Here is an 18721-nt window from a genome sequence, read left to right as displayed (position 1 = left end):
CTGAACTAGTCGGCGATCCCTGCGGGGATCGCCTTCTTGACGGACTTCGCGAGGTCGACCAGGGGCGCCATGCCGTCGCCGGTGCGGTCCTTCGGGATGGTCACCTCGACATAGGCCTTCCGCAACGTCGTGGTGAAGCGGAAGGAGCCGTCGTCCTCCTTCTGGAGGAGCCAGCCCACGCCGTTCACCTCGACGCCGTCGGCCTCCGGGTCGTTCATCTTGGCGGGTCTGACGACACCGCAGCGCAGTATGATCGCCGGGTTCCCCCAGCCCGCGGTCAGTGCGGACGCGGGCTCGGGATCCCGGCGGCCCTGGTCGTCGACCTTCGACGGCAGCATCTTGTCCAGGTTCCGGCACAGCCCGGTGACCTTCGCGCCCGGCGAGGGAACCGCCGCCGACGCGCTGTCGTCTGCTGAGGAGCAGCCCGCGACGGTGATCAGCGCGGCGAGCACGGACAGCCCGATGACAGAACGGTGCCGGTGACGGAGAGAGTTCACCGGCCAAGGGTAGACGGGGGCTACAGATGCACCACCGGGCAGGTCAGGGTGCGGGTGATGCCGTCCACTTGCTGGACTTTGGCGACCACCATGCGGCCGAGGTCGTCGACCGTGTCGGCCTGGGCCCGCACGATCACGTCGTACGGTCCTGTCACGTCCTCGGCCTGGATCACTCCAGGGATCTTGCTGATCGTTTCGGCGACGGTCGACGCCTTGCCGACCTCCGTCTGGATCAGGATGTACGCCTGTACCACGGAACCTCCAGGGCGGCCACGAGGATCATGTGGGGAAAAGGAACGCCACGGTATCGCGTCGCCGCTCGCCGCGGGGAGACCCGCGGAGGCCCGACACGACCTGGTCCCCGTACCGGGGCGCGGGCACGACTGAAGTCGACGGTCACCTCGACCGTACCGAGCACACCGACGGCTCGCGACCGGGCGCTGCCGTCACGAGAAGAGGACGAACGATGAAGGGCACCGTCGGTGAGTTGGGGGAGTTCGGGCTCATCAGGGAGCTCACTTCCCGGCTCACCACCACCCCCGCGGTCCGGGTCGGCCCCGGCGACGACGCCGCGGTCGTGGCCGCGCCCGACCGCAGGGTCGTGGCGAGCACCGACATCCTGCTGGAGGGCCGCCACTTCCGCCGCGACTGGTCCACCGCCTACGACGTCGGACGCAAGGCCGCCGCGCAGAACCTCGCGGACATCGCCGCCATGGGCGCCGTTCCGACCGCGCTGCTCCTCGGCCTGGTCGTACCGGCCGAACTCCCGGTCACCTGGCCCATGGAGCTGATGGACGGCCTGCGCGACGAGTGCCAGGTCGCGGGCGCCTCGGTGGTCGGTGGCGATGTCGTACGGGGCGACACGATCATGGTGTCGATCACCGCGCTCGGCGATCTGCGGGGCCGCGAGCCGGTCACCCGGGGCGGCGCGCAGCCCGGTGACGTGGTCGCCGTGACGGGGTGGCTGGGCTGGTCCGCGGCAGGGTTCGCGGTGCTGTCGCGGGGCTTCCGCTCGCCGCGCGCGTTCGTGGAGGCGCACCGGCGCCCCGAGCCGCCGTACCACGCGGGTCCGGCGGCGGCCGCGCTCGGGGCGACCTCGATGTGCGACGTCAGCGACGGGCTGATCGCCGACCTCGGGCACATCGCGGAGGCCAGCAAGGTCCGGATCGACATCCGGTCGGGCGCGATCGACGTCCCGACGCAGATGAACGACATCGGTCAGGCCGTCGGCGTCGACCCCATCCAGTGGGTGCTCACCGGGGGAGAGGACCACGCGATCGTGGCGACCTTCGCGCCGGACGTGAAGCTGCCGGCCCGCTGGAAGGTGATCGGTGAGGTCTTGAACCCGTCCGCGCTGCCCCAGGTGACGGTCGACGGGGCGCCCTGGACCAGCAAGGGCGGCTGGGACCACTTCGGGGACATCGAGTCGTGAAGCCTCGTGTCCTGACGGTCGCGGGCTCCGACTCCGGTGGAGGGGCGGGAATCCAGGCCGACTTGAAGACGATGCTCGCGCTCGGCGTGCACGGCATGAGCGTCGTCACGGCGGTCACCGCGCAGAACTCCCTCGGTGTGCAAGGCGCTTGGGAGCTTCCGGCGGAGGCGGTGCGCGCCCAGTACCGCAGTGTGGTCGACGACATCGGCGTCCAGGCCGTGAAGACCGGGATGCTCGCCTCGGCCGAACTCGTCGAGACGGTCGCGGGGTTGATCGGTGGCACGGACGTTCCTACGGTCGTCGACCCGGTCGGCATCTCGAAGCACGGGGACTCGCTGCTGGCGGACTCCGCGCTGGACGCCGTACGGACGAAGCTGCTGCCGGTCGCGACCGTGGCCACGCCGAATCTGGACGAAGTGGCGCAACTCACCGGTGTACGGGTCGAGTCGGAGGGGCAGTTGCGGGAGGCCGCGGCGGCCGTGCTGTCGTACGGGCCGCGTTGGGTGTTGATCAAGGGTGGTCATCTGCCGGGTGACGCCGTGGATCTGCTCACCGACGGCGCCGAGGAGCACTGGCTGCGCGCGTCCCGGCACGACAACCGGCACACCCACGGGACCGGCTGCACGCTCGCTTCGGCGATCGCGTCACAGCTCGCCAAGGGGGAGTCGGTCCCAGAGGCGGTGACGGCGGCGAAGGCGTATGTCACGGGGGCGATCGCGGCGGGGTTCGCGCTCGGTGGAGGCATCGGACCCGTGGATCATGGGTGGGCGTTGCGGCGCGAGGCTTTCTGAGAGGGCACGGCAAAAAGCCGGCCCACACGAGGTGGACCGGCTCGATGCAGCGAACCAGCAGTGGCCGCGCGCTCAGCAGTGCGTCAGCGCGAGACCTTGCCGGCCTTGATGCACGAGGTGCAAGCGTTCACGCGCTTCGGCGTCCCACTGACCACCGTACGGACGCGCTGGATGTTCGGGTTCCAGCGACGCGGTGTACGGCGGTGCGAGTGCGAGATGTTGTTGCCGAAGCCCGGCCCCTTGCCGCAGACGTCGCAGTTGGCAGCCACGGGTCACTCCAAAGACTTCAGATGCACAGATGCACTTACGGATGATCCCGGCATGCCGGGATCGAGATCGTAGGATCTGGAAGTGGCACTGCCAGGGGGGATGGCCCGATCGGGATCGGGCAACCGGAGCAGCATACAACGACCGCGCCAGTACAACGAAACTACCATGCCTGGTCGGGGGCCCGCTCCGGCCCTCCTCGGGCCCGGGCCGCTCCGGGGTCTACGCTGCGTGCCAGTCCAGCAGCTCAAGGAGGCGCAGGTGCCGCAGGTGCCGCAGACATTCTTCGATGCTCTCGCGGTGCGCACCTGGTGCGGTCTCGCGCTGCGGTCGCTGGGGCGTGCGCGCGAGGAGATCGACGCGATCAACGTGTACCCGGTGGCCGACGGGGACACCGGCACCAACCTGTACCTGACCATGGAGTCCGCCGTCGCCGCGGTCGAGGCGGTGTTCGACGGACACGGCACCCTGACCGAGCGGAAACCGCCGCTGGCCGACGCCGCCCGCGCGATGGCCCACGGGGCGCTCATAGGGGCCCGCGGCAACTCCGGGACGATCCTCGCGCAGCTCCTCCGGGGCATGGCCCAGGTCCTCGCCGCCGACGGTGAGACGGCTCACACGGACGGAGAGGGGCTACGGCTCGCTCTGCGCCGTGCGGCCGACTCCGCCCGGCATGCGGTCGCCCACCCGGTCGAGGGCACGGTCCTCTCGGTCGCCTCGGCGGCGGCGGACGCGGCGGGCGACACCGACGGCGACTGCGGGACCGTGGCACGGGCCGCCTACGAGGGAGCGTGCGCGGCACTGGCCGCGACCCCGGGGCAGCTGGCCGTCCTGGAGCGCGCGGGAGTCGTCGACGCGGGCGGGCGGGGGCTGGTGGCGGTGCTGGCCGCGCTGGTGGAGACGTTCACGGGGGAGGTGCCGGTCTTCACGGTTTTGGAGGCGCACGCACGCGTGGAGGTCGTTTTGGCGTCCGGCGCTCCTGATGTCGCCGACGTCACCCTGTGCGAGGACGGTCCGGAAGCTGTTCAGGAGGGTGGCCCCGCCTTCGAGGTGATCTACCTCCTTGAAGCCGACGACTCCGCCGTGACGCGGCTGCGGCAGCGGCTGGATGCCCTCGGTGACTCGCTCGTCGTGGTCGGCGGCGACGGTCTGTGGAACGTGCACGTGCACGTGGACGACGCGGGCGCCGCCGTCGAAGCGGGCGTCGAGGCGGGGCGGCCGTACCGGATCCGGATCACGCACTTCGGGCTCGGTGACGTCCACACCACCGGTGCCGAACGGCCGCCCAGGGAGCGCGCCCAGCGGGCCGTCGTCGCCGTGGTGCCGGGGGAGGGGCTCGCGGGCCTCTACGGCGAGGCCGGCGCGACCACCGTGCTCGCGCGCCCCGGGGAGCCGCCCGCCAGCGGGGAGCTGGTCGCGGCCGTACGGCGGGCACACGCGCGTGAGGTCGTGCTGCTGCCCAATGACGCGGAGCTGCGGCACACCGCCGCCGCTGCCGCCGAGCAGGCCCGGGCCGAGGGCATCCGGGTCGCGCTGATCCCGACGCGCTCCGCGGTCCAGGGCATCGCGGCGCTCGCCGTGCACGAGCCGGAACGGCGCTTCGACGAGGACGTCGTCTCGATGACCTCGGCGGCGGGCGCGACCCGCTACGCCGAGGTCGCCGTCGCCGAACGCCAGTCCTGGACCATGGCCGGCATCTGCCAGGCCGGGGACGTCCTGGGGCTCGTCGACGGCGATGTGGCGGTGATCGGCGCCGATGTCACGGCCACCGCCCGGGCCGTCCTGGACCGGATGCTCGCGGCCGGCGGCGAACTGGTCACTCTCGTCCTCGGCGACGAAGCGCCCGTGAGCGTCGCCGACATCCTGGAGATCCACGTCCGGGAGTCGTACCTCGCCGTCGACACGGTGGTGTACCGGGGCGGCCGGCAGGGCGCCCTGCTGCTCATCGGCGTGGAGTAGGGCCCCAGCCCCACCCCAACTCCCCCTACTTCTCCGTCTGTTCCTCCATCAGCTGGAGCAGTTGCTCCGCCTCGGCGCGACGGGCCTGTACCGTCTCGTCGCCGTCGTCGGCACCCTCGTAGGCCTTCAGCACGCCACGCGCGCGTGCCGCCGCGTCGGCGGGGCGGCTGAGGTCGGCCTCCAGCCAGCCCGCGGCGAGTTCGGCGCCGGTGCGGGTGTGCACCGCGCCCTCCCCGAGGGCGGCGAACACGGTGACCGACTCCGCGGTCTGCGTCAGGGCGTCCTCGAACGCGGCCTGGATCGCGGTGTCCTCGGCCTCCTCGGCGACGGAACGGGCCAGCAGCTCGCCGAACTGCCGGTGCGTGTGGCCGAGTTCACCGGTGAGCCGCTGCCGCGCCTCCTGGTCGTCGGTCACGAGCAGCGCGGCCTCGCACTCCTCGATCGCGCCCGCCATCAACTCCCGCGCGCGGTCCAGGCCCCGATCCGCGCGCAACGCCAGCCACGCGCGGGCGCGCAGCGAGCGGACCAGCCCGTGCACGTTGCCCAGGGAGCGCCACAGGTCGCCCGCGCGCTCGTACGCCTGGTCCGCCTCGGCGGGCAGTTCCGCGTGGCCCAGCGACTCGGCGGCGAGGTGGGCGAGGGTCGCGTGGTCGTTCTGCTCGGGCCAGGTCCGGGCGATCTCGGCCGCCTGCAACCGCCGTTCGGCAGCGGCCCTGTGCTCGCCCAGCTCGCTGAGACAGTCGCCGAGCCACCACTGCGTCTGGACGATCGCGCCGTCGCCGTGCGTCTCGACAGTCAGGTCGGGCAGCGCCGACTCCAGCACCTCGGCGGCCTCGGCCCAGCGGCCCTGGCGCAGCAGGAAGCCGCCGAGCTGGTGCCGCGCCCAGGCGCCCAGCGTCGGGCCCTCGCCGGCCTCGTCGGACCAGTGGGCGGCCTCCAGGGCGTGCTCAGCGGCCTCCTCGGACCGCCCCCGACCCCCGAGCACCTCGGCGAGCTGGAGATGCAGCTGAGCCCGTCCAGGGGCCTCCAGATACGGCCCGCCGTGCTCCAGGGCCGCCCGCAGCGCCCGCTCGGCCTCCGTGACGTCGCCGAGCTGATGGGCGAGCCCGGCCAGCCGGGCCTCGTACTCCACCGCGAACCACGGCAGCCCCGCGGCCACGAACGCCGTCGACGTCTTCGAGAACAGCCGGACGGCCGTCTCCAAGTCCCCGGCCCGCACCGCGAGTTCGGCCAGCATCGCCTGCCCCTCGGCCCCCCGCGCGGCCAGCCGTACATCGGCCGCGTCACCCGGAAGGGGCTGCCCCTCGACGAGGGCCAGCACTTCCCGTACGGCGGCCTCGGCGGCGGCCAGGTCCCCGCTGTCGGGGGTGTGGTCGGGGGAGTCCCCGTGGACCCTGCGCATCAGGATGCGTGCCCGGCTCATCAGCACGGCCGCCGTCTGCCGTACGCCCGTGCCGTCCTCGGAGTACAGGGCGAGCACCCCGTCGTACGGCTCGGCGATCGCCGCGAGTGCTTCGTCCATCTCGCCGGTGAGAGCGCGTACGTACGCTCCACGCGCGCGTGCCGCCCACGCCTCCCCGGGGTCGCCCGCCTCGGCGAACAGCTCGGCCGCGCGGTCGAAGAGGGCGATGCCCTCGGGGCCCTGGTCCATCGCCCGGTGGTCGGCGATCTCGGCTCGGTCGCGGGCGGACAGCTCGGCGCCCTCGGCGGCCTGCGAGACGGCCAACCAGGCCTCAACGGCGTGCGGTTGGAGGGTGTCCGACAGTCGTCGCGCCTCCGTGAGGAGCGCGGTGAGGTCCTTCTCCTGGATGACCTCGGGTGCCGCGGTCGGTACCGGTGCCGCGACCGGCCGGGCCGCCGAACGCACTCCCAGGGGGAGCCGTTCCACCAGGGGCCGCTGGTCCATGCGCGCGCGTGCCCGGTCGCCGACGTGGGTCGTGCCGTTGCGTCCATCGAAGCGCGCGGCCAGGGAGAGGGTCTCCACGCGTGCGTGGGCTGCGAGTTCGCGTGCCGTCCAGATACGACCGGTCGGCCCGGGCACCTGCTGGTCGCCGAGGCCCAGCTCGGTCAGGCGGTCCATCAGCAGGGTCACCACGGACAGGAAGTCCAGCCCGCTGCGCGGGTTCCCGGAGTCCGTGAAGTACGCCGGACGCTCCGCGAGCAGCTCAAGTCCCCGTGCCTCGTTGCCGCTCAGCGCGCAGAACTCCACATGGTCCGCGTAGGCGCCCCGCATGCTCTCCATGGGCCGTACGAGACGGAAACCGCGCAGGTGATGGGCGCGCGCCTCGTCGGCCCGTCCCAGGCGCAGCAGCGGGGCCAGGGAGGACGCGAGGACGGTGTGCGGCTCGTGGGCGCAGGTGAACTCGCCCTCCAGGACCGGCTCCCACAGGTCGAGCGCCTCGGCGTACCGCTCCTGGTGCACCTGCCACTCACCCTGGGTGTGCAGTTCGCACGCGTGGCAGTCGGCCATGGTGTCCCGGTCGGCAGCCAGCCACGCGGCGTACGCCCGCTCGGCCCGCGCCAGGTCGCCGATGTGCGAGGCGACGCTGAACTCGGCGCTGCGCACCGCCCGTTCGGAGTGTCCGGCCAGCCGGTAGCGGTGCTCCATCTCGCCGAGCCACTTCTCGATCGAGGCGAGCGGGATGTGCGGCTGGCCGAGCATCCCGGACGACATCCACTTGAAGACCCAGTGCAGCGAGTGGACCTCGTACTCGTCGAAGTCCTCGGGCCGCTCGTCCCACATGCGCAGCAGGCGCGCGAAGGGGACGAACATCTTGTCCTTCTCGGAGCTGTAGTTGTAGACCTTCAGCTGGTGTCCGAGCGCCTCGATCACCGCGAGGGGGATGTCCAACTTCTCGGCCTCGACCAGCAGTTGCTCCGCGCGCGCGTTGCGGGCCGGTCCCTCCGGCTCCTCGGAGTTCTCCGCCATCGCCCGGCGCAGCGCGTTGAAGTCCGTGATCCCTGTCATCAGTGGTCGCCCTCCCCGTGTGTGGCCCACTCCAGGAGGCCGATGAACGCCCGGTTCAGCAGTGCCGAATCGGCGGGGCGCAGTGGTCGCTGCGCCATCAGGAGTGCCTGCCCGTAGAGCGACTCCGTGGCCGTCCCGATCAGGTCCCGGTCCCCCAGCGAACTGATCCGCCGGATCAGCGGGTTGAGGTGGTTGAGCACGAGACGCGCGCGTGGAGCGCTGCCCCGCAGCGAGCCCAGGATGCCCGCCCACAGGTCGTCGGCCTGCTCCTCGGCCTCCGCGCGGGCCTGCTCGTGCCGGGCGGAGCGGTCGTCCAGGTGCAGCGCGGGCACCGACAGCGGATGGAACGCCCGTAGGACCACATCGCACCCCAGGGGGTCCAGCTTGGCCCGCGCGGCGGCCAGGAAGTCCGCCAGGGCCAGCTCCTCGGCCGGGTCCACCGAGTCCAGGTGCGCGGTCACGGTGTCCGAGTCCAGCTCGGCGACCACCGTCCCCGGGCGCACCGACGGCAGCGCCTCGACCAGCTCGCCGTCGTAGGTGTAACCGCCGTTGATCACCCCGATGCCCTGCGCGGACGCGATCGGCGCGACCTGCCGGTACTCCTCGACGGTCCGCGTGAAGTGCACCACCGGGTGGCGCTGCGCGAACTCCTCCAGGGACACCCGTCCGTCGGTCGTCTCGAACGGGAGCCACGGCAGCATCGTGCGCAGCATCTCCTTGTCGTGCCGCGCCAGGGACTTCACCCCCAGGTGGTGCACCGACAGGAACGCGGCAAGACGCTCCGGATCACCCGCCGCGAGCCCGGTCAGCCAGCCCCGGATCCGCTCCCCGAGCGCCTCCCGTACGGCGGCCAGCGTCTCGTCCTCGTACAGCGACTCGCGCGAGGCCGTGGGCCGCAGGCTGTCCGTGTCCAGCACACAGCGCACGAAGAACGCCCAGTCGGGCAGCAGCTGTTCGGCCCGCTCGGTCAGCAGCATGCCCTTGAGATGCACCCGGTGACTCGCCCGCTGCGCCGGACTCACCGCACCGGGAAGGACGTAGGCGACCCCTCGGATCCCCGCGAGCGGCACGGAGAGGTCGATCGAGTCCAACGGCGTGAACCCGAACAGCTCGTGACAGTGCCGGGCCAGCGCCACCCTGCGGGTGCTGGGACTGGGGTACGACCGGTCCCAGGGCGCGGGCAGGTCGGTGACCGCCTCGCCGTCCACGCGCACGTCGTACGGCAGCAGCGCCCCGAAGTCCCGCGCCAGCGCGAGGACCCGCTCCTTGGTGAGCCACTCGCCGGCCCCGGCGCGCGCCACCAGGTGCACGGTGGTGCCCGGTTCGGGGCGTTCGCTGTCGGGCAGGGTCCGCACGGTGTACGAGCCGTCGTCGGTCGCCGTCCACTCCACGGGCGGCGCGTCCGGCGTACGGGCACTGCGGCTGACGACCCGGATCCGCTCGGCGACCACGAAACAGGCCAGCAGCCCGATGCCGAACTGCCCGAGGAAGTCGGAACGGGCCTCCTGGAGCCCGTCGGCGCGCTTGGAGCTACGGCCGATGGTCGCAAGGAGGTTGTGCACGTCCGCCTCGGTGAGCCCGACGCCGGAGTCCTCGACGCGCAGGGTGCCCCCGTCGGCGAACAGCCGCACCAGGGCAGGGGAGTCGGGCTGCTCGGCCCGGCGGGCGGTGATCGCGTCCACGGCGTTCTGCAGCAGCTCGCGCAGATAGACCTTGGGGCTGGAGTAGAGGTGATGGGAGAGCAGGTCCACCAGACCGCGCAGGTCGACCTGGAACGTGTGAGGTGACTGGGATGCCTGGGATGACTGTGAGGTCTGGGAGTCCATCGTCGCAGCGCCGAGGTGGGGGAAGTGCGATCGGCGCGAGGGTCGGGCGGTCCCTGTGAGGCGGTGACCGCGGGGGATGGCCGGAGCGCGCCATCCTAGGCCTCGAACGACCCACCTGACCAGGAGTTTCGCAAGACGTATACGGCATTGTCAGTGGCGTGGTGTGCAATGGATCTCGTGCCCGCACTGGAAGAACCACTAGAACAGCCATTGAAAACAGTGCTCGGCCCCGCCACCGCGAAGGTGATGGCCGAGCATCTCGGCCTGCACACAGTAGGCGACCTCCTGCACCACTACCCGCGCAGATACGAGGAGCGGGGCCAGCTCACGCACCTCGCCGAGCTGCCGATGGACGAGCACGTCACCGTGGTCGCCCAGGTCGCCGACGCCCGTCTGCACTCCTTCGCGTCCAGCAAGGCCCCCCGGGGCAAGGGCCAGCGCCTCGAAGTCACGATCACGGACGGCAGCGGCCGACTCCAACTCGTCTTCTTCGGCTCGGGAGTTCACAAACCCCACAAGGAACTCCTGCCGGGCACACGCGCGATGTTCGCCGGCAAGGTCTCCGTCTTCAACCGCCGCCTTCAACTCGCCCATCCGGCGTACGAGTTGCTGAAGGGCGACGCCGAGGAAGCAGTGGAGACCTGGGCGGGCACCCTGATCCCCATCTACCCCGCCACCGCCAAACTGGAGTCCTGGAAGATCGGCAAGGCCCTCCAGACGGCACTCCCCAGCGCCCAGGAAGCCGTGGACCCCCTCCCGGACTCCCTGCGCGAGGGCCGAGGCCTGGTCTCCCTCCCGGAAGCCCTCCTCAAGATCCACCGCCCCCACACCAAGGCGGACATCGCCGCGGCCCGCGACCGCCTCAAGTGGGACGAGGCCTTCGTCCTCCAGGTAGCCCTGGCCCGCCGCCGCCACGCGGACGCCCAACTCCCGGCGGTGGCCCGCAAACCGTCCCCGGACGGCCTCCTCTCCGCCTTCGACGACCGGCTCCCGTTCACCCTCACGGACGGGCAGGTGAAGGTCTCCAAGGAGATCTTCGACGACCTGGCTACGGAGCATCCGATGCACCGGTTGCTGCAGGGGGAGGTCGGTTCGGGCAAGGCTCAGCCGCTCGACTCGCAGGTGCTCACACCCGCCGGGTTCCGTCGTATGGGGGATCTGACGGTGGGGGACGAGGTCGTCGTACCGGACGGTGAGATCGCGCTGATCGACGGGGTCTTCCCCCAGGGGGAGCGTGAGGTCTGGCGCTTGGTTCTCTCCGACGGAAGCCACGTGGAGTGTGACGACGAGCATCTTTGGATCGTCGGCACGAGCTGCGCATGGCACCGAGGGCAGGCCCCCAAGGTCATGACGACTCGGGAGATCCGTCTCGACACGTTCAAGGCCAACGGATCCTCGAAGTGGTATCTCCCGGCAGCCGCTCCAGTCGATCTCGGAGGCGACTGCGGACTGCCTCTCGATCCCTACCTGTTCGGGGTCCTTCTGGGCGACGGCTCATTCCGGCACAACCTGCGGTTGTCCACGATGGACGACGAGATCCGTGACGCCGTGGCGGCGGCCGTGGCCCCTGAGTGCCACGTGGTCCCGGTGAAGGGTTCCCGTTGCGACTTCACCATTCAGCTCGCCCAACGTGCTGGAGGCGCCCGCAACCCCGTGATCCAGACCCTGCGTGGGTTGAATCTCTGGGGTGTCACATCGCACGGCAAGTTCGTTCCCGACGAGTTCAAGAACACATCGATCAAGAACCGCCTTGCTCTGCTGCAAGGGTTGATGGATACGGATGGCACCGTCGACGCGGACGGCTTCAGCCCCTCGTTCTGTTCTGCCTCGCTCACGCTGGCGAACGACGTTGCCTGGCTGGTGCGTTCACTCGGCGGTCGAGCGCGCGTCCTGCCGAAGAAGGCGTCCTTCAACGTCTCTGTGGCCCTGCCCGACGAATACGCTCCGTTCAGGCTCGCCCGCAAGGCCGAACGCGTAGGGCCCAGGCCGAAATACAACACATTCCGCCGTGGAATCCGAGCAGTTGAGTACGTCGGACGTAAGCCCGTCCAGTGCATCAGCGTCGCGCACCCCAGCCACGCCTACGTCACCGACAACTTCACGGTGACCCACAACACGATGGTGGCCCTCCGAGCCATGCTCGCCGTGGTCGACGCAGGCGGCCAGGCAGCCATGCTCGCCCCCACCGAAGTGCTCGCGCAGCAGCACCACCGCTCCATCACCGAGATGATGGGGGAGCTGGCCGAGGGCGGGATGCTGGGCGGGGCCGAGCGGGCGACGAAGGTCACGCTGCTCACGGGTTCGATGGGGACGGCCGGGCGTCGGCAGGCCCTCCTCGACCTCGTCACCGGCGAGGCCGGGATCGTGATCGGGACGCACGCGTTGATCGAGGACAAGGTCCAGTTCCACGACCTGGGCCTGGTCGTGGTCGACGAACAGCACCGCTTCGGCGTCGAGCAGCGCGATGCCCTGCGCGGCAAGGGCAAACAGCCTCCGCACCTGCTCGTCATGACCGCCACCCCCATCCCGCGCACGGTCGCCATGACGGTCTTCGGCGACCTGGAGACCTCGGTCCTCGACCAACTCCCGGCAGGCCGTTCACCGATCGCCAGCCACGTGGTCCCCGCCGCCGACAAACCCCACTTCCTGGCCCGTGCCTGGGAGCGCGTCCGCGAGGAGGTCTCCAACGGCCATCAGGCGTACGTCGTCTGCCCGCGCATCGGAGACGAGGACGACGACCCCAAGAAGGCCGGCAAGACCAAGAAGACGTCCCCCGAGGACGAGGCGGAGAAGCGCCCGCCGCTCGCGGTCCTCGACATCGCGGCCCAGCTCGCCAAGGGCCCGCTCCAGGGGCTGAGGATCGAGGTGCTGCACGGCCGTATGCACCCCGACGACAAGGACGCCGTGATGCGCCGTTTCGCCGCCGGGGACACGGACGTCCTGGTCGCGACGACCGTCATCGAGGTCGGCGTCAACGTGCCCAACGCCACGGCCATGGTGATCATGGACGCCGACCGTTTCGGCGTCTCCCAGCTCCACCAGCTCCGCGGCCGAGTGGGCCGAGGCTCGGCCGCCGGCCTCTGCCTCCTGGTCTCCGAAATGCCCGAGGCCAGCCCCGCCCGCCAGCGCCTCAACGCCGTCGCCTCCACCCTCGACGGCTTCGAACTCTCCCGCATCGACCTCGAACAGCGGCGCGAGGGCGATGTGCTGGGGCAGGCCCAGTCCGGTGCCCGTACGTCCCTGCGCGTGCTGTCGGTCATCGAGGACGAGGAGGTCATCGCGGAGGCGCGGGAGGAGGCGACGGCGGTGGTGGCAGCAGATCCCGAGCTGGAGCACCTCCCCGGCCTGCGCACAGCACTGGACGCCCTACTGGACGAGGAGAGAGAGCAGTACTTGGAAAAGGGCTAGCGGCGACCCACCCCAGGGGCGCGGGGAACTGCGCGACCAGCCACACTGATACCTGAAGACGCCCACAAGCAAGGACCCAAGATGACCCGCGTGATCGCCGGCGAAGCCGGCGGACGTCGACTAGCCGTCCCGCCCGGCACCGGAACCCGCCCCACCTCCGACCGCGCACGCGAGGGCCTCTTCTCCACCTGGCAGTCCCTCCTCGGCGCCCCCCTGAACGGCGAGCGCGTCCTCGACCTCTACGCGGGCTCGGGAGCCATCGGCCTGGAAGCCCTCTCCCGCGGCGCCAGCCACACCCTCCTCGTCGAGGCCGACCCGAAGGCCGCCCGCGTCATCAGGGAGAACGTCAAGAACATCGGCCTCCCCGGTGCCGAGGTCAGGGCGGGCAAAGCCGAGCAGATCGTCCAGACGCCGGCGCCGGCGGACCCGTACGACATCGTCTTCCTCGACCCGCCGTACGTTGTCGCAGATCACGATCTTCGGGAGATTCTCCTCACACTCCGGTCCGGGGGCTGGCTCGCGCCGGACGCTCTCGTCACCGTGGAGCGCAGCACCAGAGGCGGCGAATTCGGGTGGCCGGACGGCTTCGACGCGATCCGGGCCCGTCGCTACGGCGAGGGGACCTTTTGGTACGGTCGCGCCGCCTCTACGTGCGAAGACGCACGATGACCGGACCGGAGAGCGAGGGAACTCAGTTGCGCCGCGCCGTTTGTCCGGGGTCGTTCGACCCCATCACCAATGGACACCTCGACATCATCGCCCGTGCCTCCCGGCTGTACGACGTCGTGCACGTCGTGGTGATGATCAACCAGTCGAAGAAGGGCATGTTCACCGTCGACGAGCGGATCGGGCTGATCGGCGAGGTCACCGCCGAGTTCGGCAACGTCCAGGTCGAGGCGTACCACGGCCTGCTCGTCGACTTCTGCAAGCAGCGCGACATCCCGGCCATCGTCAAGGGCCTGCGCGCGGTCAGCGACTTCGACTACGAACTGCAGATGGCCCAGATGAACAACGGTCTTTCGGGCGTCGAAACCCTGTTCATCCCCACCAGTCCCACCTACAGCTTCCTGTCGTCCTCGCTGGTCAAGGAGGTCGCGCAGTGGGGTGGCGACATCTCCCACCTGGTGCCGCCGATCGTCCTGGAAGCGCTCCACGAGCGGCTCGGCCAGGGCTGAGGCACTGACAGTGCGTCACCCGGTGTCGGGCGGGGCGGGAGTGGTCGTACAGTCGACCCGTCCGTCTCCAACACGTCGGTAGAGAGTGGCGAGCACACGGTGGACGTGCAGAAGAAGCTCGACGAGATCGTCGCCTCGGTCTCCAGCGCCCGGTCCATGCCCATGTCGGCCTCGTGCGTGGTCAACCGCGCCGAGCTGCTCACGCTGCTCGAAGAGGTGCGCGCGGCCCTGCCGGACTCGCTGGCGGAGGCGCAGGAGCTGATCGGCGGCCGGCACGAGATGGTCGAGCAGGCCCGCCAGGAGGCCGAGCGGATCATCCGGACCGCGCACGCCGAACGCGGCTCGCTGATCTCCGACACCGAGGTCGCCCGCCGCTCGCAGAACGAGGCGGACCGCATCCTCGCCGAGGCCCGCCAGGAGGCCGAGGAGGTCCGCGCGGAGGCCGACGACTACGTCGACTCCAAGCTCGCCAACTTCGAGGTCGTCCTCACCAAGACCCTCGGCTCGGTCGGCCGCGGCCGCGAGAAGCTGCTCGGCACGGGCCCCGGCATCGACGACCAGGGCTACGAGGACGAGGACGCCCCCGAGCGCAGCCACGACCCGGAGACCCTGCGCCGCGACGCCGACGCGTATGTGGACGTCAAGCTCGGCGCCTTCGAGGCGGTGCTCGCCAAGACCCTGGAGGCCGTAGGGAAGGGCCGGCAGAAGCTGCACGGACGGATCGCCAGCGACGATCTCGGCGCCCTCTCCCTCGACGACGACGGCAACCAGGTCCAGCACACCAGCGACGCCGACTACCTCGCCGACCTCGCGACCGTCACGGACACCCCGGTCTCGGCCACCCCGCTCCAGCCCGAGCAGCAGGACTACGCCCCGCAGGCGGCCTACGACTACCAGCAGACCGCCCAGCAGCAGGACCCGTACGGCTACCAGCAGCAGGGCTACGTCCAGCAGCAGGACCCCTACGGGTACCAGCAGGCCGACCCGTACGCCTACCAGGGCTACGACACCGGCCAGCAGCCCGTGTACGACCCGAACCAGATGCAGCAGGCCCAGCTCGACCAGCAGCAGAACCAGCAGGCCCAGGCTGAGCAGGGTTACGCGCTGGACGAGACCAGCCTCTTCGACACCGGCATGATCAGCGCGGAGCAGCTGCGGGCCTACGAGCAGGGGCGCGGCCTGTAGTGATCCGGGCCGGTGGCCGAGAGCGCACACCGGATTGGGCCGAGAGCGAAAGGTCCAGTATCCTGGCTCTTCGGTCGCGTGTACGTCCGCGATCACCGCTGCCCGGAAGCACCGAAGGGCAGCGCCCCATGAGCTCAGCAGACCGAAAGACAGGGATGGCTCTGAACGCCCGCCTCGACCACCGCAACCCACTCGTGTTCGACACTCACGAGCTGGGTCGGCGTCCTGGTGCGCAGCAGCGCCTGAACCGTTCGATCGACGCTCCCAAGGATCTCGGGATCCAGGGAGTCATCGGAGTGCCGGAAGGCGCACCGGTGGAGCTCGACCTCCGCCTTGAGTCGGTCATGGAAGGGGTGCTTGTCACAGGCACCGCCCGTGCAACGGCCAAGGGGGAGTGCGTAAGGTGTCTGGAGCCGCTTGAGCTGTCGCTCGAAGCGGACTTCCAGGAGATGTTCTCGTACCCTGACGCCGACGACCGTGGCCGCCCCAAAGCGGAACCGGTCGACGACGCCGAGGAAGACGAGGACATGCTCTTCATCGAGGACGGCTTGTTCGACCTCGAACCCGTGCTGCGTGATGCGGTGGTGCTCGCACTGCCGATGCAGCCGGTGTGCCAGGACGACTGTCTGGGCCTGTGCTCCGAGTGCGGGGTACGGCTCACGGACGACCCGGACCACCACCATGACGCCGTCGACATCCGTTGGGCGGCACTGCAGGGACTCGCCGGTTCACTCGAAGACGGCGAGAAGGACGAGATCAGTGGCGAAGCGCCCCGACCGGCGCGCGCCAACGAGAAGCAGGAGAAGTAGCCGTGGCTGTTCCGAAGCGGAAGATGTCGCGCAGCAACACGCGCCACCGCCGGTCGCAGTGGAAGGCTGCGGTCACCCCTCTGGTTGCGTGCGAGCGCTGCCACGAGCCCAAGCAGCAGCACATCGCGTGCCCGTCTTGCGGCACGTACAACAAGCGCCAGGTCCTCGAGGTCTGAGCGGCTGGTGAGAGGCACCATGTCTGACGTCAAGGCGGACTCAGCCGCCAAGAAACACGCGGACACAGCCTCGTCCCACACGCTGTTGGAAGGGCGGCTCGGGTATCACCTCGAGTCCGCCCTTCTGGTGCGTGCGCTGACCCACCGTTCGTACGCGTACGAGAACGGCGGTCTGCCGACGAACGAGCGGCTGGAGTTCCTCGGGGACTCCGTGCTCGGCCTCGTCGTCACGGACACGCTGTACACGACCCACCCCGACCTGCCCGAAGGCCAACTGGCCAAGCTGCGGGCCGCGGTGGTCAATTCTCGTGCGCTGGCGGAGGTCGGTCGCGGTCTGGAACTCGGCTCCTTCATCCGGCTCGGCCGTGGTGAAGAGGGCACGGGGGGCCGGGACAAGGCGTCCATCCTCGCCGACACCCTGGAAGCGGTGATCGGCGCGGTCTATCTCGACCAGGGCCTCGACGCGGCCTCCGAACTGGTGCACCGCCTGTTCGACCCGCTCATCGAGAAGTCCTCGAACCTCGGTGCCGGCCTGGACTGGAAGACCAGTCTCCAGGAGCTCACCGCGACCGAGGGGCTCGGTGTCCCCGAGTACCTGGTCTCGGAGACCGGTCCCGATCACGAGAAGACCTTCACTGCTGCCGCCCGCGTCGGAGGCGTCTCGTACGGCACCGGCACCGGCCGCAGCAAGAAGGAGGCGGAGCAGCAGGCCGCCGAGTCCGCCTGGCGGTCCATCCGGGCCGACGCGGACGAGCGAGCCGAGAAGGCGAAGGCGGCGGCCGAACAACAGGCCGTCGAGACCGCCTCCGAGGCCGCCGAGCAGCCTGCCGAGGGAAGCGCCGACACGTCGTCGGCGTCCGCCTGACCGAACAGCGCGACCCGAGCGCCCGTCCCCGAGTGGGGCGGGCGCTCGGCTCATTCACCCGTGACCAACAGGGGATGCCATGCCCGAGTTGCCCGAGGTCGAGGTCGTCCGGCGCGGTCTGGAGCGGTGGGTCGCCCAGCGCACCGTCGCCGACGCCGAGGTACTGCACCCGCGTGCGGTACGACGTCATGTCGCCGGCGCCGACGACTTCGCGCACCGGCTCAAGGGGCATCGGATCGGCACCCCGAGCCGGCGCGGCAAGTACCTGTGGCTGCCGCTGGAGGACACCCACCAGGCGGTGCTCGCGCACCTCGGGATGAGTGGTCAACTCCTGGTCCAGCCGCACGAGTTGCCCGACGAGAAGCACCTGCGCATCCGGGTCCGGTTCGCCGACGGCCTCGACACGGAACTCCGCTTCGTCGACCAACGCACCTTCGGCGGGCTGTCGTTGCACGACACCACCCCGGACGGGCTGCCGGACGTCATCGCGCACATCGCGCGTGACCCCCTGGACCCGTTGTTCGACGACGAGTTGTTCCACCAGTCCCTGCGGCGCAAGCGGACGACCATCAAACGGGCCCTGCTCGACCAGTCGTTGATCAGCGGAGTCGGCAACATCTATGCGGACGAGGCCCTTTGGCGGGCCCGCGTCCACTACGAACGCCCGACCGCGACCTTCACGCGCCCGCGCACCGCCGAACTCCTGGGCCACGCACGGGACGTGATGAACGCGGCCCTCGATGTGGGCGGCACCAGCTTCGACAGCCTGTACGTCAACGTGAACGGGGAGTCGGGCTACTTCGACCGCTCGCTCGACGCGTACGGCCGCGAGGGTCTGCCGTGCCGGCGCTGCGGTACGCCGATGAGCCGGCGGGCGTGGATGAACCGGTCGAGCTACTTCTGCCCCAAGTGCCAGCGGGCGCCCAGGGTTTAGCCGGCGCTGCGCGTCTCGTCGTAGCGCGTGCGGGCCGCGAGGACGTCGTCCATGCGGGACTCCACGAAGTCGACGAGTCCCTTGAGGCGTTCGGCGACGCCGTGTCCCAGCGGGGTCAACTCGTAGTCCACGCGCGGCGGGTTGGTCGGCTGGGCCTCGCGGTGGACCAGACCGTCGCGCTCCAGGGCGTGCAGGGTCTGCGAGAGCATCTTCTCGCTGACGCCGTCGACGCGGCGCCGCAGTTCGTTGAAGCGCAGCGAGCCCTCGTGCAGCGCGCACAGGGTGAGTCCGCCCCAGCGGCCCGTGATGTGCTCCAGGGTGCCTCGGGAGGGGCAGGCCTTCGCGAAGACGTTGTACGGGAAGTTCTGCTCCTCCGTACGCTCCTGGGTCGTGTCCATGCCGCCAGGGTACGCGAACGCAGCGCTAACC

General features: G+C 70.5%; 17 protein-coding genes. 11 read left to right on the top strand and 6 right to left on the bottom strand.

Annotated elements, in window-relative coordinates; genetic code table 11:
• Positions 1 to 5: 5 nt before the first annotated feature.
• Entirely contained in the window at positions 6 to 497 is a 492-nt protein-coding gene (locus tag OG504_RS16850) for a DUF3515 domain-containing protein (RefSeq protein ID WP_033282683.1), read from the bottom strand.
• 20 nt (positions 498 to 517) lie between these two features.
• A complete protein-coding gene (locus OG504_RS16845) occupies positions 518 to 751 on the bottom strand; it encodes an Lrp/AsnC family transcriptional regulator (protein WP_003997603.1) in 234 nt (77 codons plus the stop codon).
• A gap of 212 nt (positions 752 to 963) precedes the next feature.
• Between OG504_RS16845 and OG504_RS16840 the strand changes: the two genes are divergently transcribed.
• Together OG504_RS16840 and thiD are read left to right on the top strand one after the other, a co-directional pair.
• Complete coding sequence (locus tag OG504_RS16840; RefSeq protein WP_405990572.1) at positions 964 to 1929, top strand: thiamine-phosphate kinase; 966 nt, start codon at positions 964 to 966, stop codon at positions 1927 to 1929.
• Positions 1926 to 2720, top strand: a complete 795-nt coding sequence (gene thiD / locus OG504_RS16835) for a bifunctional hydroxymethylpyrimidine kinase/phosphomethylpyrimidine kinase (protein ID WP_405990571.1) — start codon at positions 1926 to 1928, stop codon at positions 2718 to 2720. Before OG504_RS16840 ends, thiD begins: the two co-directional genes overlap by 4 nt.
• Positions 2721 to 2803: 83 nt before the next feature.
• Here thiD and rpmB read toward each other — a convergent pair whose 3' ends face one another.
• Complete coding sequence (gene rpmB, locus OG504_RS16830) at positions 2804 to 2989, bottom strand: 50S ribosomal protein L28 (protein ID WP_033282681.1); 186 nt, start codon at positions 2987 to 2989, stop codon at positions 2804 to 2806.
• 259 nt (positions 2990 to 3248) lie between these two features.
• Between rpmB and OG504_RS16825 the strand changes: the two genes are divergently transcribed.
• Positions 3249 to 4946, top strand: coding sequence for a DAK2 domain-containing protein (locus OG504_RS16825; RefSeq protein ID WP_405996352.1), 1698 nt, complete (start codon positions 3249 to 3251; stop codon positions 4944 to 4946).
• Between the two features lie 25 nt (positions 4947 to 4971).
• Here OG504_RS16825 and OG504_RS16820 read toward each other — a convergent pair whose 3' ends face one another.
• The gene (locus tag OG504_RS16820; RefSeq protein ID WP_405990570.1) at positions 4972 to 7914 is read right to left on the bottom strand and encodes a tetratricopeptide repeat protein; all 2943 of its coding nucleotides are present in this window, start codon (positions 7912 to 7914) and stop codon (positions 4972 to 4974) included.
• On the bottom strand, positions 7914 to 9740 hold the full coding sequence (locus tag OG504_RS16815) for an HSP90 family protein (protein WP_405990569.1): 1827 nt from the start codon (positions 9738 to 9740) through the stop codon (positions 7914 to 7916). The genes OG504_RS16820 and OG504_RS16815 overlap by 1 nt, the downstream gene beginning before the upstream one ends.
• Before the next feature lie 168 nt (positions 9741 to 9908).
• Here OG504_RS16815 and OG504_RS16810 point away from each other — a divergent pair, with 168 nt between their 5' ends.
• The 8 genes from OG504_RS16810 (at position 9909) to mutM (ending at position 18292) form a co-directional block, all read left to right on the top strand.
• On the top strand, positions 9909 to 13148 hold the full coding sequence (locus OG504_RS16810) for a helicase-related protein (RefSeq protein ID WP_405990568.1): 3240 nt from the start codon (positions 9909 to 9911) through the stop codon (positions 13146 to 13148).
• An 81-nt stretch (positions 13149 to 13229) separates the two neighbouring features.
• Positions 13230 to 13817: a 16S rRNA (guanine(966)-N(2))-methyltransferase RsmD gene (rsmD, locus tag OG504_RS16805; protein WP_393044731.1), complete on the top strand. Its 588-nt coding sequence runs from the start codon at positions 13230 to 13232 to the stop codon at positions 13815 to 13817.
• A 26-nt stretch (positions 13818 to 13843) separates the two neighbouring features.
• On the top strand, positions 13844 to 14323 hold the full coding sequence (gene coaD, locus OG504_RS16800; RefSeq protein ID WP_199811009.1) for a pantetheine-phosphate adenylyltransferase: 480 nt from the start codon (positions 13844 to 13846) through the stop codon (positions 14321 to 14323).
• A 99-nt stretch (positions 14324 to 14422) separates the two neighbouring features.
• Complete coding sequence (locus OG504_RS16795) at positions 14423 to 15508, top strand: ATP synthase F0 subunit B (protein ID WP_405990567.1); 1086 nt, start codon at positions 14423 to 14425, stop codon at positions 15506 to 15508.
• Positions 15509 to 15663: 155 nt separating this feature from the next.
• Positions 15664 to 16317, top strand: coding sequence for a YceD family protein (locus OG504_RS16790; protein WP_405990566.1), 654 nt, complete (start codon positions 15664 to 15666; stop codon positions 16315 to 16317).
• Between the two features lie 2 nt (positions 16318 to 16319).
• On the top strand, positions 16320 to 16493 hold the full coding sequence (gene rpmF / locus OG504_RS16785; RefSeq protein WP_015657589.1) for a 50S ribosomal protein L32: 174 nt from the start codon (positions 16320 to 16322) through the stop codon (positions 16491 to 16493).
• A gap of 19 nt (positions 16494 to 16512) precedes the next feature.
• On the top strand, positions 16513 to 17358 hold the full coding sequence (rnc, locus tag OG504_RS16780; RefSeq protein WP_405990565.1) for a ribonuclease III: 846 nt from the start codon (positions 16513 to 16515) through the stop codon (positions 17356 to 17358).
• A gap of 79 nt (positions 17359 to 17437) precedes the next feature.
• Positions 17438 to 18292, top strand: a complete 855-nt coding sequence (gene mutM, locus OG504_RS16775) for a bifunctional DNA-formamidopyrimidine glycosylase/DNA-(apurinic or apyrimidinic site) lyase (RefSeq protein ID WP_405990564.1) — start codon at positions 17438 to 17440, stop codon at positions 18290 to 18292.
• Here mutM and OG504_RS16770 read toward each other — a convergent pair.
• Positions 18289 to 18690: a winged helix-turn-helix transcriptional regulator gene (locus OG504_RS16770; RefSeq protein ID WP_405990563.1), complete on the bottom strand. Its 402-nt coding sequence runs from the start codon at positions 18688 to 18690 to the stop codon at positions 18289 to 18291. The two genes, mutM and OG504_RS16770, sit on opposite strands and share 4 nt — an antisense overlap.
• Positions 18691 to 18721: the final 31 nt, after the last annotated feature.

This window comes from Streptomyces sp. NBC_00986 (assembly GCF_045162565.1).
Classification (GTDB): domain Bacteria; phylum Actinomycetota; class Actinomycetes; order Streptomycetales; family Streptomycetaceae; genus Streptomyces.
Note: the sequence above shows the minus strand (reverse complement) of the source record. Positions and strands in the feature narration are given on the sequence as shown.

Excerpts from the sequence above, each read along its gene's own strand:
- OG504_RS16840 (WP_405990572.1), top strand. The coding sequence starts at position 964 with ATGAAGGGCACCGTCGGTGAGTTGGGGGAGTTCGGGCTCATCAGGGAG.
- OG504_RS16820 (WP_405990570.1), bottom strand. The coding sequence starts at position 7,914 with ATGACAGGGATCACGGACTTCAACGCGCTGCGCCGGGCGATGGCGGAG.
- OG504_RS16815 (WP_405990569.1), bottom strand. The coding sequence starts at position 9,740 with ATGGACTCCCAGACCTCACAGTCATCCCAGGCATCCCAGTCACCTCAC.
- OG504_RS16810 (WP_405990568.1), top strand. The coding sequence starts at position 9,909 with ATGGATCTCGTGCCCGCACTGGAAGAACCACTAGAACAGCCATTGAAA.
- rsmD (WP_393044731.1), top strand. The coding sequence starts at position 13,230 with ATGACCCGCGTGATCGCCGGCGAAGCCGGCGGACGTCGACTAGCCGTC.
- OG504_RS16790 (WP_405990566.1), top strand. The coding sequence starts at position 15,664 with ATGGCTCTGAACGCCCGCCTCGACCACCGCAACCCACTCGTGTTCGAC.
- rnc (WP_405990565.1), top strand. The coding sequence starts at position 16,513 with ATGTCTGACGTCAAGGCGGACTCAGCCGCCAAGAAACACGCGGACACA.
- mutM (WP_405990564.1), top strand. The coding sequence starts at position 17,438 with ATGCCCGAGTTGCCCGAGGTCGAGGTCGTCCGGCGCGGTCTGGAGCGG.
- OG504_RS16770 (WP_405990563.1), bottom strand. The coding sequence starts at position 18,690 with ATGGACACGACCCAGGAGCGTACGGAGGAGCAGAACTTCCCGTACAAC.